The following is a 16,092-nucleotide window of genomic DNA, read 5'->3' on the forward strand; positions in this document are numbered from 1 at the left end:
CGGCAGTCGCACCGGCCGACGATTCGGCGAAGAACACGGCCCAGAAGACGCTCGTAACGGCGAGCACTCCGTGAGCCTTCACGACCGGCCATGACGGACGGAGACCGGCGTCGGCGCGTGCGGGCAAGCCGGCCTTGCCGTAACAGCTGAAGGCCACCTCCTGAACCGGCAGAAGCCCGACGCCGGAGCGGCGGCTAGGCTATGCGCATGGTGCCCGGGTATGGCGGCGGCGCGCTGACGGATCTGCCGGATTCGTTGCTGGCCGCGTTGGGGATGCGCGCGCCCAACACGCTCGCCATAGAGCCCGCCGAGCGCGTCTGCCTGTTCGTGGTGGACGGTCTGGGAGCCGAGTTGCTGCGCGCCCACTCCGACGCCGCCCCGTTCCTGGCCGGCCTGCGGAGCAGGACGCTCACCGCGGGTTTCCCCGCCACGACCGTGACGAGCCTGTGCTCGCTGGGCACGGGCCTGACGCCGGGCGAGCACGGCATGCTCGGGTTGATGCTGGCCGTGCCGGGCACCGGGCACCTGTTCAACTGCCTGCGCTGGACGCTGCCCGGCGGCCAGGCGATGGACCCGGACGAGTGGCAGCCCGCCGAGACCGTCTACGAGCGCGCCACTCTGGCTGGCATCGACTCCGTCTATGTCGCGCCCGCGGAGTTCGAGGGCACGGGGCTGACCAGGGCCGTCTACCGTGGTGTGCGCTACGCGGCCGCCGAGACCGCCGACGAGCGCATCGCCCGTGTGCACGAGGCGATGCGGCGGCGCCCCGCTCACATCACCGTCTATTACGGGGATCTCGACGCGGCCGGCCACATGACGGGCTGGGGTAGCGAGGAGTGGCTGCGGCACCTCGGCGTGGTCGACGGCATGGCCCAGCGGATCGCCGAAGGGCTGCCGCCCGGGTCCGCCTTCTACGTCACCGCCGACCACGGCATGGTCAACGTCGGCGAGAAGGTCGATGCCGAGAGCGTCCCCGAGCTGACGCAGGGGGTGGCGCTGCTCGGCGGCGAGGCCAGGGCCAGGCACGTCTATGCCAGGCCGGGCGCGGGCGATCAGGTGCTGGAGGCGTGGCGCGAGATCTTCGAGGGGAAGGCCTGGGTAGCCTCCAGGGAGGAGGCGGTCGAGTCGGGCTGGTTCGGGCCCCGCGTGCGTGACGCGTGGCTGGAGCGCATCGGCGACGTCGTGGCCGTCCCCTATACCGACCTGGCCATCACCGCTCCCACGAACCATCCGGTCGAGGCGATCTTCACCGGCTACCACGGTTCGCTGACGGCGGCCGAGCAGAATGTCCCGCTCCTGGAGGTACGCACGTGACGAGCCCGCTCATCACACCCGCCGATCTCGCCGCGCTCGACGGCGTGACGGTGCTCGACGTCCGCTGGCGGCTCGGTGGCCCGCCGGGGGCGGAGCTCTACCGCGAAGGGCACATCCCGGGCGCCGTCTACTGCGACCTCGACACCGACCTCGCCGGGTCTCCCGGCGACGGCGGCCGGCACCCGCTGCCGGAGCCCGGCGCGTTCCAGGACGCCATGCGCCGCCTCGGCGTGTCGGACCACCGGCCGGTCGCGGTCTATGACGACGTGGGTTCCACGGTGGCGGCCAGGGCCTGGTGGGCGCTGCGCTATTTCGGCCATCAGGACGCCCGCGTGCTCGACGGCGGGCTCGCCGCGTGGGCCGGAGCCGGGCTGCCCACCACGAAGGAGGCTCCGGACCCCCTCGGCCATGGCGACTTCACCGCGCGGCCGGGCGGGATGCCGATGCTGACGGCCGACGAGGCGGCCGCGCTGGCCGCGGAGGGCGTGCTGCTGGACGCCCGGACCGCTGAGCGCTACCGGGGCGAGGCAGAGCCGGTCGATCCCGTGGCGGGTCACATCCCCGGAGCCGTCAACGCGCCCACGACCGGGAACGTCGGGCCCGACGGCCGGTTCCTCGCCCCAGACACGCTGCGGGCCCGCTTCGCCGGTCTCGGGATCAGCGAAGGGGTGGAGGCCGGCGCCTACTGCGGGTCCGGCGTGACGGCCGCCCATGAGGTGCTGGCGCTGGAGGTGGCGGGCCTGCCCACGGCCGCGCTGTACGTCGGCTCCTGGTCCGGCTGGGTCGCCGACCCGTCACGACCCGTGGCGACCGGCTGACCACCCCAGGACGAACGCGATGTATGCGCGGCGGCACCTCACCGCGGGCAACCACCAACCGCGCCAGCACAAAGGCCGCCGCGCGAGGGGCCGCACGCCTACGCAGCCGCACTGGGGCCGGTACGAGGCCGCCGCGCTGAGCAGCACGTCGCCGTGGGGGCGCAGGTGTCCGGTGCGCCGTCAGTACAGCGCCCGGTCGCCCGCGCCGAAGCAGACGAAGGCGTGCTCGCCCGTCTTGGCCGCGGCGCACGCCAGCGCCGCGTCCGGTGGCCGGCCCGCCGCCACGAGCTCGTGAAACACCCCCATGATGGCCCGGGCCGCCTCGTCCCGCACCGGTACGAGCCCCGCCACCACGCACGACGACCCTTTGGCCAGGAACGCCCCTGGCAGACCGAGCGGTGCTCCGTCCACGGGTGCCCGTGACATCCCCGAGTTGCACGCGGAGAGCACCACGAGCCCCGCCGACCGGGGCACCTCCAGCAGGTCGTACGCCATGAGCGGCCCGTCCTCCAGCGTGATCCCGGACACCAGCGGGCTGCGCGCGTGGAACACCCCGTGCGCCGCCAGGTGGAGCACGTCCGCGACTTCGAGCGCCTTCAGGACGTCCGCCGTGCGCGCGGGCGACTCGCGTCCCCCTGGGTGGCAGGCCAGGACGTGCGCCACTTCGGCGTGCGCGTGCGCCAGCGCGGGCCCGGCCGCGGCCACGACCACCGGGGGCCCGTCGCGGCGTACACGATCGAGCGCGCGTACCCAGGCGGCCGCGCTGGCGGTCACGCTCACCGGGCGCTCCCGCAGGTTGGGCAGCGCGCCCCAGGGCAGCGTGTGCAGCGCGCCCACGGGCACCACCACGAGCGGCCCGTTGCCCAGCTCGGCGAGGAGCGGCTGCAGCACCAGCCGTTCGACGTCGACCGCAGCGGCTTCGACGTCGCCGGGGCCGGCCTGGCGGCGCAGCGAGTAACGCAGCCGGACGATCGCCTCCTTGACCTGCCGCACGTCGGCCAGCCGCCGCAGCAACATCCGTCGCTCGCAGATCAGTACGGCCAGCAGCGACTCCTCGTGGGCCACGAACTCCACCAGGGTCCCCGCTCCCAGCTCCGCCCGTACCCGCTCGGCGTCGGCGGGCGAGCCGGCGTGCGCGGGAGCGGTGACGGCCCGCCACCGCTCGCTCCACTCGAACACCTCCTCGACGCCTCCGTCGCGCACCGCCAGCCCCAGCCCGAAGGCCGCCAGCCGTTCCCCGGCTCTGGCCGCGTGGGCGCGCAGCGACGGATCGTCGAACGTCTCGACCTGCTCGCTGACCTCCGACAACCCGTCCTGGACGGCGCGGAAGGCGCCGGTGTTGTCCTCCTGCAGCGCGGCTTCGAGCGCGAGCGCGTGCTGGCGCACCGGTCCGGGGATCTGCGAGGCGAGCCGCCTGGCCTGCGGCTCCGAGCCCAGCGGGGTGAGCCGGGTGCCGGCCGGGACCCATCGTTCGCCCCGTTCGGCGTGCCGGGTGAGCCGGGCGAGCTGCGCGGAGGCGATCGGGTGGTCGTCCACGGCGAGTGCCGCCTCGGCCGCCACCAGCCGCAGTGCCGCCCCTGCCTGCGGGGCGAAGCCGTTCTCCAGCTCGTCCGCGCACGCGATCAGCTCGCCGACGAGGGCGGGGGTGACGGGTTCGAGCGCGAGCCGGGAACGCAGCACGACCTCCTGCGCCAGCGGCAACCAGCGGATCCGCTCCTGGGCGGCCAGCTCGGCGGCGGCCTGCTCGGCCACCTGCCTGGCCTGGTGCGGGTCGCCGGTGAGCAGCTCCACCTGGGCCAGTTTCAGCCGCGCCTCGGCCAGCGCCACCTGGGCGCCCGACGCCTCCAGGTCGGGTACGGCCAGGCTCAGCATCGCCCTGGCTTCCCCGGGCAGGTGGGCGGCCAGCAGCGCGCCGGCGAAGTCCGCCCGCATCGTGGCCAGCCGCTCGGGGAAGCCGAACAGGGTGTCCTCGGCATCCCGGTAGTGCTTGAACGCCCCGGCGATGTCGCCCCGGCGTACCGCGAGGAACGGCAGGTTCGCGGCGGACAGGCGGGACAGGTGCAGCAGCCCGGCGTGCCGGGCGATCTCCAGGCACGCGGTCAGGTCGCGCATCGCGGCGTCCCAGTCGCCGCGGTAGGAGTGGATGAGACCGCGGTTGAGCAGGCCGCCCGCCAGGAACCTGCGGTCGTCGATGGTGCCGGGCGCGGTCACCAGGGCACGCAGCGCACGGTCGCAGGAGGCGATGGCCTCCTGGTGGCGGCCGAGGTGGGCCAGGGCGACCGCGCGCTGGGTGTCGAGTTTGGCGCGGTCGAGCGGGCGCAGATAGGCCCAGGCCAGGGCGGCCACGCGCAGCGCCTGCAGGGGATGCCCGCGTTCGGTGCGCACGGTGACGAGGGAGAGCCGCACCTGCGCGAGCCGCTCCTGCGGCGCGCCGGGGGTGCCGAGGGCCTCCCGGAGGTGCTGCTCGGCCGCTTCCAGGTCGCCGAGCTCGCGGGCGGCCAGCGCCATCGCCCGCAGTGACATGACCGCGGCCTCGGCGGAGCCGACGCGGCGGGCAGCCGCCAGCACGAGGCGGCCCGCGCGCATGGCGTGGCCGGGATCCACCAGGGAACGCAGCATCGCGGCCTCGGCCGCCCTGACGAGCGGATCGAGGTCGCCTGATGAGTCCGGGTATGCACTCATGGCAGGCCTTGGTCTGGCGCCGGGCGGGGGCACGGCTCCCCCGCCGGCTGGTGGCTGGGTCAGGGCCGGATGCGCACCCATCTGGTTTGTACGGGGGAGCGTCCGGGCCGGTGGCACACCACGCTGAGCCAGCCAGGAGGCAGGCCCGTCGCGGCGAAGTTGCCGTTGCGGGCGATGTGCCTGGTCAACGTAAGGTGCGGGGTCTTCACGTCGATGACGGCGTCTTCGCCCGGGTGGGGGCACACCTGTCCCGCGACGTCGATGAGCCCGTCGCCAACCGTCACCTCCAGGTCGAAGGTGAGGCCGTCGGCGACGAAGCGCACCAGGTGGCAGCCGTCAGGGTCGCGCACGTCGGGGCCCGCGGCGGCGCGCGCGCCGGGCGTGGCGGTCACCGCACGGGGGACCCGCAGCTCGTAGACGTCGCGTGCGGCGGCGGACACGTGGCTCGGGATGGGGTCGTTTCCCGCGGCCAGCCGGAGAGCCGCCAGGAAATACTCGTCGTTGATCATTGCGCCGTCTCCTGTGATGAAATCAGGGTGCGCAGTTTCTCCAGACAGCGGGCCTTGGTCGGGCCCACACTGCCCACGGGCATGCCCAACCGCGCCGCCATCTGCCGGTTTCCCAGATCGATGGCGACCAGCTGGATGAGTGTGCGGCAGGGCTCGTGCAGTGCGGAGACCTGCTTCCAGAGCAGGCGCCTGCCGTCGGCCTCCAGCACGGCGGAGGCGGGGTCGGGATCGTCGACGGCCTCAAGAGTGAGGAGGTCGTGGTCGAAAGGGGAGACGTCATGACGCTTGCGGAGGAACGCGTGAGCCTCGCGGCGCACGGTCGTCATGAGCCAGCCGCCGACTTTCGCCGGATCCCTGAGCGTGTGGAGGTGCTGGAGCAGCCGCAGCCAGGACCCCTGGACCGCGTCCGCCGCGTCGGAGGGGCTGAGCCCGGACGCCCTGGCCACCGCCCACATCCGCGGCCCGTATCTGGCCTCGAGCTCGTCCCACGCCGTCCGGTCGCCGCCGGCCGCTGCCGTGACCAGCTCCGCCGGCTCGCGTGGATCGGGCATGCGGCCTCCTTCCAGTGCGGCACGCCGAGGCGATGACGCCTCTTCGTGATTGCGTGAGGACTGAGCGTAAACTCTACAGACTCGCCGGTACGAGAACTCCCAGATCCGGAATTTGCCGGGCCTCCTCGGAGCCGAGGAGCCGACTGACCACCTCCTTCGTCGGCTCGTCCCTGGCCGCGTCGGCGATGGCGCCCGCCACCACCGCGGTGGCGAACGACGTGCCGCTCCAGGCCGCGAAGCCCGCGAACTCGCCGCCCCTCAGGAAGCTGCTGGTCAGCCAGTCGCCGCGGGCGCAGGCGTCCACCCAGGTGCCATGGCCCGAATAGGGGGCCCGGTGCTCCTGTGAGGCGTCCACGGCCGCCACGCCCACGGCGCCCGCCAGCGCGGCGGGCCAGAACGGCCGGTCGGAGGCGGTGTTGCCGGCGCAGGCCACGGTCACCGTGTCGCTCAGCGCGGCGAGGGCGTCGGACAGCAGGGGCGGCGGCCGGTCGTCGAAGGTGTGGCCGCCGAAAGACAGGTTGAGCACGTGGGGAGGCCGCTCGCGCATGCGGTGCAGCGCGCGGACGACGGTCGCCTCGTCGCCGAAGCCGTCGCCGTCCAGCACCCGGCGCACCCGCAGCGCCGCGCCCGGCGCCCGGCGCGCCAGCAGGCCCGCGATGAACGTGCCGTGCCCCGCCTGCGCGCCCTCCGCCGCGTCGGTGTCGTCAGGGCCGAGCTGCTCGTACCAGTCGTTGCCGGACCACCACGGGTGCTCGGCGACGCCGGTGTCGAGCAGGCCGATGACCACGTCCGAACGCGTCTGGCCCGGCTTGTAGCGGATGGGTGGTGCGGGGAAGGGCCGGGACGCGGGGCCTCCGAAGAACAGGGGCTGGCCGCGGAACACGTGGTTCGGCGAGGCCCGCACGCCCTGGTCACGGAGTTCGGCGGCGACCTCGCAGGGGTCCGCGCCGGGAGACAGGTGGATGACACAGACCCCGTCCGCCTCCGAGACCGCCGAGGTCCAGCGCGACGCGGCGGACAGCGCCGACCGGTCGGTCAGCATCTGACCTGGCCGGATGAACGCCTCGCCGACAGATTGCATGTCCATGAGCCGGTATCTTTCCTCCCCTGCCCCGCTGTCACATGCGACTTCCGCACCAAGTTGGTATGGCCCCCCACTGGTGCCAGATGGCGACCGACGGTAGTCTCTCCCTAGTCACTTGTGATCATCCCGGGACGAGGCCGTTGGGGAAGGCGCACCTCGTACCGAACGGGAGGTCCGGTGTCTGCTCGTGGCGTCCTTTACGTCCACTCGGCTCAGCCCGCGCTGTGCCCACACATCGAATGGGCAGTCGCGGGTGTCCTCGGCGTGCCCGTAGATCTGACGTGGACTCCGCAACCCGCCGCGCCCAACGTCGTGCGCGCGCAGGCGGAATGGGAGGGCCGGCCGGGCGTCGCCGCGGCCATCGCCTCTTCGCTCATGGGCTGGCAGCGGCTCAGGTTTGAGATCACCGAGGACGCTTCTCCGGGTGTCGACGGGTCCCGGCACGCCTACACGCCGACGCTCGGCGCCTTCACGGCGGTCATCGGGGCGGCTGGCGACATCATGATCTCCGAAGACCGGCTGCGCACCGCGATGATGATGGCCGCTCAGGGGCGGTGCGTGCTGGAGGACGAGCTGGACAGGATGCTCGGCAAGCCGTGGGACGAGGAGCTGGAGCCGTTCCGCTATGCCGGGGACGGCGCGCCGGTCCGCTGGCTGCACGCCGCCGTCTGACCTCGCCGTACACCCGCCCGGCACGAGCAGCACCCTGCGGCCGGGCTCCGCTGCCCGGCACCAGCAAGGCCCCGCACCCAACGGGTGCGGGGCCTTGTGCTTGGGCCCTGACGGCTGGTGGGCAGCGAGACGGCGCGGCGCGCCGCCCGGGATGCCGTCGTCGGCTGCTACAGCGGGATGTTGCCGTGGGCGCCCCGGGCCGGGGTCGCCTGGGCGAGCAGTTTGGCGATCGCGCCGCGGGTCTCCTCCGGCTTGATCACCTCGTCGATGACGCCCAGCTCCTGCGCTCTGGTCAGGCCGCCGGCGAGCTTTGAGTGCTCCTCTGCCAGGCGCTCCTCCAGCTCGGCCCGGTCCTCGTCGGGAACGGCCGCCAGCTCGCGCCGCTTGATGACGCGCACCGCCGCGACGGCCCCCATGACGGCGACCTCGGTGGTGGGCCAGGCGAAGACCTTGGTGGCGCCCAGGGCGCGTGAGTTCATCGCGATGTACGCCCCGCCGTACGCCTTCCGTGTGATCAGCGTGACCCGCGGCACGGACGCCTCGGCAAAGGCGTGCAGCAGCTTGGCTCCCCGGCGCACCACGCCGTCGTGCTCCTGCCCGACACCCGGCAGGTAACCGGGAACGTCCACGAGGACAACCAGCGGCACCCCGAAAGCGTCACACATGCGTACGAAGCGGGCGGCTTTCTCGGCGGACGTGGCGTCGAGGCAGCCGCCGAGCCGCATCGGGTTGTTGGCGATCACACCGACCGTCCGGCCACCCAGGCGGCCCAGCGACGTGACGATGTTCGGTGCCCACTTGGGGTGCAGCTCCAGGCCGGGCTCGTCGAGCAGGCCGTTGACCAGCGGCTTGACGTCGTAGGCACGGCGCGCGGAGTCGGGCAGCAGCGTGGAGAAGTCCACTTCCTCGATTTCTCCCGAGCGCATCCGGCCCTGGTGGCCGAGGAGCGTGGCGAGCTGGCGCGCCTTGACGTAGGCGTCGGTCTCGGACTTGGTGACGATGTGCGCCACGCCGCTGCGCTTGCTGTGCGGCTCGGTGCCGCCCAGGGCGGCGCTGTCGACGTCTTCGCCGGTGACGCTGCGGACCACGTCGGGGCCCGTGACGAAGATGCGGCCGGAGTCGGCCAGGATGACCAGGTCGGTGAGCGCGGGACCGTAGGCGGCGCCGCCGGCGGCGGGGCCGACGACCACGGAGATCTGCGGCACCACGCCGGACGCCTTGGTCATGGCGGCGAAGACCCGGCCGACGGCGTGCAGCGACTCGACACCGTCGGGGATCCGCGCGCCGCCGCAGTGCCAGATGCCGATGACCGGCACCCGCTCGCGGACGGCCACGTCGTAGGCGTGCACGATGTGCTCGCAACCCTCGCTGCCCATGGCGCCGCCCTGAAAGCGGGCGTCACTGCAGAACGCGACGACGGGAACACCCTCGACGCGCCCCATGGCGGCCAGCATGCCGCTCTTGTCTTCAGGGGTGATGAGCCGCAGCGAGCCCTCGTCGAGCAGCGCGGTCAGGCGGACGACTGGATCGCGGGGATCGGCGGGCTCCTGATCGGAGCCTGGCGTCACCACCCGGTTGTCGAGGACGGTCACTTTATGCCCCCTTAAACACGACGGTCACGTTGTGCCCGCCGAATCCGAACGAGTTGTTGACCGCGGCCACGTCGCCTTCGGGCAGCGTGCGGTTCTTGCCGTGGACGACGTCGACCTCGATGCCGTCGTCGAGATCGTCGATGTTGATGGTGGCGGGAACGACCCGCTCCTGCAGCGCTTTGATCGTGAAGACCGACTCGATGCCGCCCGCGCCGCCGAGCAGGTGCCCGGTCATGGACTTGGTCGACGTCACCAGCGGGTGGGTGCCGATGGCCTTGGCCACGGCCTGCACCTCGCCGACGTCGCCCGCGGGCGTCGAGGTGGCGTGCGCGTTGACGTGCTTGACGTCGTGGCCGGTGACGCCGGCGTCGGTGAGCGCCTGCGTCATCGCCATGATGATGCCCCGGCCGTCAGGCTCGGGCTGCGTGATGTGGTGCGCGTCGGCGGAGTAGCCGACGCCGGAGCAGTAGGCGTAGATGCGCGCGCCCCGCGCCCTGGCGTGCTCCTCCGACTCCAGCACCACGATGCCGGCGCCTTCGCCGAGCACGAACCCGTCGCGGCCGCGGTCCCACGGTCTGGACGCGCCCGCCGGGTCGTCGTTGCGGGTGGACATGGCCCGCGCGGCCGCGAAGGCAGCGATGTTGAGGCCGTGGATGGCCGCCTCGGTGCCGCCGGCGACCACCACGTCGGCGCGGCCCACCCTGATCATGTCCATCGCGTGGCCGATGGCCTCGGCGCCGGACGCGCACGCCGACACCGTGGCGTGCACACCCGCCTGGGCGCCCAGGTCGAGCCCGATCCAGGCGGCCGGGCCGTTGGGCATGAGCATCGGCACGGTGAACGGCGACAGCCGGTTCCAGCCACGCTCGCGGTAGGTGTCGTAGGCGGTCAGCGTGGTGTTGATGCCTCCGATGCCGCTGGAGACCACGACGCCGAGCCGCTCCGGCGGCACCTCGGGAGAGCCGGCGTCCTGCCAGGCCTCCCTCGCGGCGACCATCGCGAACTGCTCGCTGCGGTCGAGACGGCGGGCCTCGGGCCGCGGCAGCACCTCGGCGGGGTCGACCGCGGCCGTCCCCGCGAACTTCACGGGGACGGTGTCGATCCAGTCCGTGGTGAGAGCCTCGACACCCGACTGACCGGCGAGGAGCGCCGTCCAGGTCGAGGTGACGTCCCCACCGACGGGCGTCGTCGCGCCGAGCCCGGTGACGACGACACGTACCCGGTTCGCACTCACGTTTCGCGCTCCCTTGCTGATCAGTACTGGTCGGATCGGGTGTTGCGGCTCAGCTCTGGATGAAGGTGAGGACGTCCTTGACCGTCTTCAGGTTCTTGAGCTGGTCGTCGGGGATCTCGACGCCGAACTCGTCCTGGGCGGCCACGGCGATCTCGACCATGGACAGGGAGTCGATGTCGAGGTCGTCCACGAAGCTCTTCTCGGGGGTCACCTCGGACGCCGGAATGCCGGTGATCTCGTTGATGATCTTGCCAAGGCCCTCGAGGATGTCCTGCTCGGTGGCAGCCATGTCGCTATTTCTCCTTTGGTTTCCTGGGAATCTGTGCGGTTGCGCCGCACAAGTCTTTCTCTGGGCGGGCACGGCGCAGACCGTGCCCGATCCTACGGAATCTCGATCACTTGGCCCGCGTAGGTCAGGCCCGCGCCGAAGCCGAGCACCAGCGCGAGATCGCCCGTGCGGACCTCGCCGCGCTCCACCATGCGCGAGAGCGAGAGAGGGATGGAGGCGGCCGAGGTGTTGCCCGAGGTGACGATGTCGCGCGCGATGACGGCCTGGTCGGCGCCCAGCTTACGGGCGATGGCCTCGATGATGCGCAAGTTGGCCTGGTGAGGCACGAACGCAGCCAACTCGGACGGGTCGACGCCCGCCCGCGAGCAGGCCTCGAGCGCCACCGGATGCAGCGCGGTGGTGGCCCAGCGGAACACCGTCTGGCCCTCCTGGCGGAGATAATCGGCGCGGTCCTTGATGATGATCGCGTCGGACTTGTCACCGGCGCTGCCCCACACCACAGGACCGATGCCGGGGGTCTCCGACGGGGCCACCACCGCGGCCCCCGCGCCGTCGGCGAAGATCACGGCGGTGGACCTGTCGGTCCAGTCGATCCACTGCGACAGTTTCTCCGCGCCGATGACCAGCACGTTCCTGGCCGAGCCCGCGCGTACCGCGGCGCTGGCGGTGCCGAGCGCGTAGCAGAAGCCGGCGCAGGCGGCGTTGACGTCGAACGCGCCGGGCGCCTGGATGCCCAGGCGGTGGGCGACGATGGCGGAGGCGTTGGGGATCTGCGTCTCGAGCGTGCAGGTGGCGACGATGACGAGGTCGATGTCTTCCGGCGACAGCCCGCTGGCGGCCAGTGCCTTGCCGCCGGCGATGGCGGCCATGTCCTCCAGGGACTCACCGTCGGGCGCGACCCTGCGCTCCTTGATGCCGACCCTGGACAGGATCCACTCGTCGTTGGTCTCCATGGTCTTCGCCAGGTCGTCGTTGGTGACCACGTTGGCGGGCTGGTAGTGGCCGAAGGCGAGCACCCTGCCGCCAGGGGCGATGTCGGGAATCTTCACGGGATCAGCTCCCTGGCCGCGTCGAGGTCGTCTGGGGTCTTCAGCGCGACGGTCCGCACGCCGCGCAGGGCGCGCTTGGCCAGGCCGGTCAGCGTACCGCCGGGCAGCAGCTCGATCATCCCGGTGATGCCCAGACCGGCCATGGTCTCCATGCAGGCACCCCATCGGACGGGGCTGCTGACCTGCTGCACCAGCCGCTCGACGAACTCGGCGCCGGTGGCGACCGGCCGGCCGTCGAAGTTGGACAACAGCGTGACCCCCGGGTCGGCGGGCGTGACGTTCCTGGCCGCCTCGCGCAGGCTCTCGACCGCCGTGGCCATGTGGGAGGTGTGGAAGGCGCCTGCCACGGAGAGCGAGATGAGCCGGGCGCGGGCGGGCGGGTCGGCCTTGAACGCGGCCAGCTGCTCGATGGTGCCTCCGGCCACGATCTGCCCGGCGCCGTTGATGTTGGCGGCGGTGAGCCCGTGCCTCTCGATCGTGGCGAGGACCTCTTCTTCGACGCCGCCGAGCACGGCCGTCATGCCGGTCTCGGTGATGGAGGCGGCCTTGGCCATGGCCTGAGCGCGGTCGCGGATCAGGGCGAGCGCCTGCTCAGGGCTGAGCACCCCGGCCAGTGCGGCGGCGGCGAACTCGCCGACGCTGTGCCCGGCCACGACGTCGGGGGCCGCGCCGAGCGCCTCGGCGGAGGCCAGCGCGGCGGCCACGAGCAGTGGCTGGGCGACGGCGGTGTCGCGGATCTCGTCGGCGCCGGCGGTCGTGCCCTGCGCGATCAGATCGACCCCGGCGACCTCGGACCACGAGCCGAGCCTGTCGGCCAGACCGGGCAACTCAAGCCATGGAGTCAGGAAGCCTGGCGTTTGGGCACCTTGGCCCGGAGCGACGAGTACAAGCACAAAATCCACCATGCCCTGTAGAACTCCGACACGCGGATGGAGATCCGTACGAACTTTGTCCAGGGTGATTTGTAGGAACCCTACAGGGGGGATTTCGGCGCGGTTACGTTAGAGCGCGCCAGCTTACTGCACTCTCCGCGAGCCTGCCGAGGATGAGCCCCACCTGGAGAGTGAAGGCCGACCTGCCCTCGGTGGGCTGGTAGCCCGTCAGCTCGGTGATCTTCTTGAGGCGGTAGCGCACGGTGTTGGGATGGACGAACAGCAGCCGGGCCGTGGCCTCCAGCGAGGTGCCCTGCTCCAGGTAGGTGGCCAGCGTGTCGAGCAGCGGGGTGCCCGCGAGCGGCAGGTGGACGCTCTCGATGAGCTGCCGCCTGGCGTCGAGGTCGCCGTCGAGCGCCCGCTCGGCCAGCAGGTCCTCGGCGTGCACGGGCCTCGGCGCGTCGGGCCATCCTGAGGACGCCTTCAGCCCGGCCAGCGCCGCCCTGGCCGAATTGGCGGCGGCGTGCAGGTCGGGCACCTCGGGGCCGATGACGATGGGGCCGACGCCGAAGCGGGCCACGACCTGCTTGGCCGCGTCGTTGACGCTGCCCGCGCCGCCCACGATCACGATCAGCCGGTCTGCCTGGACCCCCGCCAGCAGGTCCATGCCGATGCGGCGGCCCTTCTCCCGCAGGCCGTCGATGACCGCGCGCGGGTCGCCCTCGGGGGCGTGCCCGGCGATGACGACGACGGGGGAGGAGGTCCAGCCCAGCGCGGCGGCCCAGGAGTGCAGGCCGTCGTCCACCTCGCCGCGCACCAGGGCGTCCACGATCAGGGCCTCCAGCCTGGCGTCCCACGACCCCCTGGCCTCGGCCTCGCGGGCGTAGACGTGGGCGGCGGCGAAGGCGACGTCGCGGGTGTAGCGCAGCATGGCCTGCTGGAGCTCGTCCTCGCCGCCCGGTGCGGCCAGCTCGTGGGTCTGCGCCTCGACCACCTCGACCACGACCCTGACGATGTCGACGGTCTGCTGGAGCGAAATCGACCGTTTGAGCTCGCGCGGCGCCGTGCCGAAGAACTCGATGCTGGGCGTGCGCCGCCCCTCACCGGCGGTCGAGAACCACTCGACGAACGCGGCGATGCCGGCCTGGGCCACGAGCCCCACCCACGACCGGTCCTCGGCGCTGAGCGCCCGGAACCACGGCAGTTGCTCGTCCATGCGCGCCATCGCCGCCGTGCCGAGCGAGCCCATGGCCCGCTCGAGCCTGCGTGTCGTGTCCTCCCGGGTCCGCTCTGTCACGTCTCCTAGAGTGCCAGGTCCGCTCGGCTGACCGGAACGGCGCCGGCCCTCTCGGATCCGGCCCTCTCAGATGACGGCGACGGCGGTGATGAGCCCGATCGCGACGTGGGTCACCGCGAGCACGCGCGCGCCCGGCTGCAGATCGGGCTCCTTGACCAGCTCGCGTACGGAGATGCCGACCACCCGGTCGAAGATCAGCATGGCCACCGTCTGCACCACGATGCCGACCAGCCCGAACACCGCCGTGCCCGCGAGGCCCTCCGCGAGCCGGCCGCCCGACGACCAGATCGAGGCGGCCACGATCAGCCCGATGGCAGCCATGGCCGAGGAGGCCAGCAGGGTGGCGTTGGGATTGCGCTCGGAGCGGATGACCGCGCTCAGCTTGCCGGGTGTGGCCCAGTCGATCACGTAGAACCCGACGATCATCAGGATCACGCCGACGGCGGCGTATGCGGCGACGGCGCCTGAGCCGCGGGCGAGGATTTCGAGAAGAGTCACGTCAGTTCCAATCACGGGGAGCATGTCCGCCCGGCCGGGGCGGGCAGGTGTCGGTCGGAGAACACGTCAATCAGCGATGCGGTGCGGGACGAACGATGAGGTGTCGTCGGTGATGAGGCCGGTGGTCTCCCTGATGCCGAGCCCGGCCGCCTCGTCGGCGACCACCCAGGCGCCGAGCACCGGCCGCTGCCCCTCGAAGACGGGCAGCGCCTCGAAGCCCTGGAACACATATCCCTCGCGGCCGTAGACGCCAGGGGTCTCCCAGGTGCCCTGGGGGGTGACGATGCGCATGGAGGCCCCCTCCCTGCCGAGCAGCGGCTTGGCGATGTAGGAGGTGAGGTCACGAGGGCCGTCGAGGTAGGCGGGCATGAGGTTGGGATGGCCGGGATGGAGCTCCCACAGCAGGGCCAGCAGCGCCTTGTTGGACAGCAGGGTCTTCCACAGCGGTTCGATCCAGGTGGTGTGTCGTACGGCGTGCCGCCCGAAGTCCTCGGCCAGCATCCACTCCCAGGGATAGAGCTTGAACGCCGAGCGGATCATCCGCTCCTCGACGTCGACGAAGCGGCGGTTGAGGGAGTCCCAGCCGATGTCCTCCATGGCCACGGAGACGGTCTGCAGGCCCGCCTGCTCGGCGGTCTCCTGCAGGTAGGCCACGGTCATGGCCTCCTCGCCCGTCTCGTCCATGTTGGTGAACGCGAAGTGCGTGGGACCGGGCGGGAGCCCCAGCTGCGTCCAGCGCTCGATGAGCCGCTCGTGCACGGAGTTCCACTGGTCGCCGCCGGGGTGTGCGTCCTGCAACCAGAACCACTGGATCACCGACGACTCCACCAGGGAGGTGGGCGTGTCGGCGTTGTACTCCAGCAGCCTGGCCGGGCCCGTGCCGTCGTAGCGCAGATCGAAGCGGGCGTACAGGTGGGGGTCGCGGCGCTCCCAGGAGCGCGCGACGTCCTCCCACGCCCATTCGGGGATCGCGAAGTCGGCGAAGCGGCCTGCCGAGACCACGTGCTCGACAGTGCTCAGGCACATGGCGTGCAGCTCCTCGACCTGCTCCTCCAGCTCCTCGACCTCGTCCATCGAGAAGACGTAGTGGACGGACTCGTCCCAGTAGGGGCGGCTCAGCCCCGACGGGTGCGCGGCCTTGTGGTAAGCCAGGCCCTGGCTCTCGATCGTCTCCTCCCAGCCTGGCCTGGGAGTGCCGTGCTCGCGCCGCACCTGTCAGCCCCCGCCGCCCCATTTGCTGCCGAAGCCGCCGCGCTGGATCGATTTGCCGTTGCGGGTGTTGATGTCGACGTTGGACGGCCGGTAGGTGGTGCCACCGCGCACGCGGTTGCCGACCCGCGTGCCGCCGTAGTACCAGAGGTAAGCCCCATGCGACCCGCCGTAGTAGTGCGTGCCGCCGCCGTCGTCATCGTCGCAGAGGTCGTCGTCGACGATCTGGTAGCTGCCGTCGTCGAGCCGCATGACGCAGTCCGCGGTGACCTCCTCGTCGTCCTGCACGGCGGCGCAGTAGCCGACCAGCATCACGGACAGGACGCCGAGGATCGTGAGAGGGACGGCTTTCGACGCCTTGCGCGGGGGCTGCGGAGGCGAGTGGTGGGTGGGCGGCGGTGGTGCCATCAAGCTCCTGCTTT

General features: G+C 72.0%; 16 protein-coding genes. 3 read left to right on the plus strand and 13 right to left on the minus strand.

What is annotated here, in order from left to right:
• Positions 1 to 207: 207 nt before the first annotated feature.
• Together E1294_RS07150 and E1294_RS07155 are read left to right on the plus strand one after the other, a co-directional pair.
• Positions 208 to 1,314 carry an alkaline phosphatase family protein gene (locus tag E1294_RS07150; protein WP_246082864.1) on the plus strand — a complete coding sequence of 369 codons (1,107 nt, stop codon included), beginning with the start codon at positions 208 to 210 and terminating at the stop codon, positions 1,312 to 1,314.
• Positions 1,311 to 2,132, plus strand: coding sequence for a sulfurtransferase (locus E1294_RS07155; protein WP_132506006.1), 822 nt, complete (start codon positions 1,311 to 1,313; stop codon positions 2,130 to 2,132). The genes E1294_RS07150 and E1294_RS07155 overlap by 4 nt, the downstream gene beginning before the upstream one ends.
• Positions 2,133 to 2,312: 180 nt before the next feature.
• Here E1294_RS07155 and E1294_RS07160 read toward each other — a convergent pair whose 3' ends face one another.
• The 4 genes from E1294_RS07160 to E1294_RS07175 all read right to left on the minus strand — a co-directional run bounded on the left by E1294_RS07160 (position 2,313) and on the right by E1294_RS07175 (position 6,961).
• Positions 2,313 to 4,814 carry a CHAT domain-containing protein gene (locus E1294_RS07160; RefSeq protein WP_132506008.1) on the minus strand — a complete coding sequence of 834 codons (2,502 nt, stop codon included), beginning with the start codon at positions 4,812 to 4,814 and terminating at the stop codon, positions 2,313 to 2,315.
• A gap of 59 nt (positions 4,815 to 4,873) precedes the next feature.
• Positions 4,874 to 5,323, minus strand: a complete 450-nt coding sequence (locus tag E1294_RS07165) for a hypothetical protein (protein WP_132506010.1) — start codon at positions 5,321 to 5,323, stop codon at positions 4,874 to 4,876.
• Positions 5,320 to 5,874 carry an RNA polymerase sigma factor gene (locus tag E1294_RS07170; RefSeq protein ID WP_132506012.1) on the minus strand — a complete coding sequence of 185 codons (555 nt, stop codon included), beginning with the start codon at positions 5,872 to 5,874 and terminating at the stop codon, positions 5,320 to 5,322. The genes E1294_RS07165 and E1294_RS07170 overlap by 4 nt, the downstream gene beginning before the upstream one ends.
• 73 nt (positions 5,875 to 5,947) lie before the next feature.
• Positions 5,948 to 6,961, minus strand: coding sequence for a S8 family peptidase (locus E1294_RS07175; RefSeq protein ID WP_132506014.1), 1,014 nt, complete (start codon positions 6,959 to 6,961; stop codon positions 5,948 to 5,950).
• 174 nt (positions 6,962 to 7,135) lie between these two features.
• Here E1294_RS07175 and E1294_RS07180 point away from each other — a divergent pair, with 174 nt between their 5' ends.
• On the plus strand, positions 7,136 to 7,630 hold the full coding sequence (locus E1294_RS07180) for a DUF3145 domain-containing protein (protein WP_132506016.1): 495 nt from the start codon (positions 7,136 to 7,138) through the stop codon (positions 7,628 to 7,630).
• A gap of 167 nt (positions 7,631 to 7,797) precedes the next feature.
• On the opposite strand, the gene E1294_RS07185 is transcribed toward E1294_RS07180, so the two are convergent.
• The 9 genes from E1294_RS07185 to E1294_RS07225 all read right to left on the minus strand — a co-directional run bounded on the left by E1294_RS07185 (position 7,798) and on the right by E1294_RS07225 (position 16,078).
• A complete protein-coding gene (locus tag E1294_RS07185) occupies positions 7,798 to 9,222 on the minus strand; it encodes a carboxyl transferase domain-containing protein (protein ID WP_132506018.1) in 1,425 nt (474 codons plus the stop codon).
• Position 9,223: 1 nt separating this feature from the next.
• Positions 9,224 to 10,456, minus strand: a complete 1,233-nt coding sequence (gene fabF / locus E1294_RS07190) for a beta-ketoacyl-ACP synthase II (RefSeq protein WP_132506020.1) — start codon at positions 10,454 to 10,456, stop codon at positions 9,224 to 9,226.
• A 49-nt stretch (positions 10,457 to 10,505) separates the two neighbouring features.
• A complete protein-coding gene (locus E1294_RS07195) occupies positions 10,506 to 10,745 on the minus strand; it encodes an acyl carrier protein (protein ID WP_132506022.1) in 240 nt (79 codons plus the stop codon).
• 92 nt (positions 10,746 to 10,837) lie between these two features.
• Complete coding sequence (locus E1294_RS07200; RefSeq protein WP_132506024.1) at positions 10,838 to 11,794, minus strand: beta-ketoacyl-ACP synthase III; 957 nt, start codon at positions 11,792 to 11,794, stop codon at positions 10,838 to 10,840.
• Positions 11,791 to 12,687 (minus strand): ACP S-malonyltransferase, encoded by an 897-nt coding sequence (locus E1294_RS07205; protein WP_132506026.1) that lies wholly within the window; start codon positions 12,685 to 12,687, stop codon positions 11,791 to 11,793. Before E1294_RS07205 ends, E1294_RS07200 begins: the two co-directional genes overlap by 4 nt.
• 103 nt (positions 12,688 to 12,790) lie before the next feature.
• Positions 12,791 to 13,915 (minus strand): PucR family transcriptional regulator, encoded by a 1,125-nt coding sequence (locus tag E1294_RS07210; RefSeq protein ID WP_132506107.1) that lies wholly within the window; start codon positions 13,913 to 13,915, stop codon positions 12,791 to 12,793.
• A 114-nt stretch (positions 13,916 to 14,029) separates the two neighbouring features.
• Positions 14,030 to 14,461, minus strand: a complete 432-nt coding sequence (locus E1294_RS07215; RefSeq protein WP_132506028.1) for a DUF350 domain-containing protein — start codon at positions 14,459 to 14,461, stop codon at positions 14,030 to 14,032.
• Between the two features lie 66 nt (positions 14,462 to 14,527).
• Positions 14,528 to 15,673 carry a glutathionylspermidine synthase family protein gene (locus E1294_RS07220; RefSeq protein ID WP_132506030.1) on the minus strand — a complete coding sequence of 382 codons (1,146 nt, stop codon included), beginning with the start codon at positions 15,671 to 15,673 and terminating at the stop codon, positions 14,528 to 14,530.
• A gap of 3 nt (positions 15,674 to 15,676) precedes the next feature.
• Entirely contained in the window at positions 15,677 to 16,078 is a 402-nt protein-coding gene (locus E1294_RS07225; RefSeq protein ID WP_132506032.1) for a hypothetical protein, read from the minus strand.
• Positions 16,079 to 16,092 lie beyond the last annotated feature (14 nt).

Source organism: Nonomuraea diastatica (assembly GCF_004349015.1).
Lineage (GTDB): Bacteria > Actinomycetota > Actinomycetes > Streptosporangiales > Streptosporangiaceae > Nonomuraea > Nonomuraea diastatica.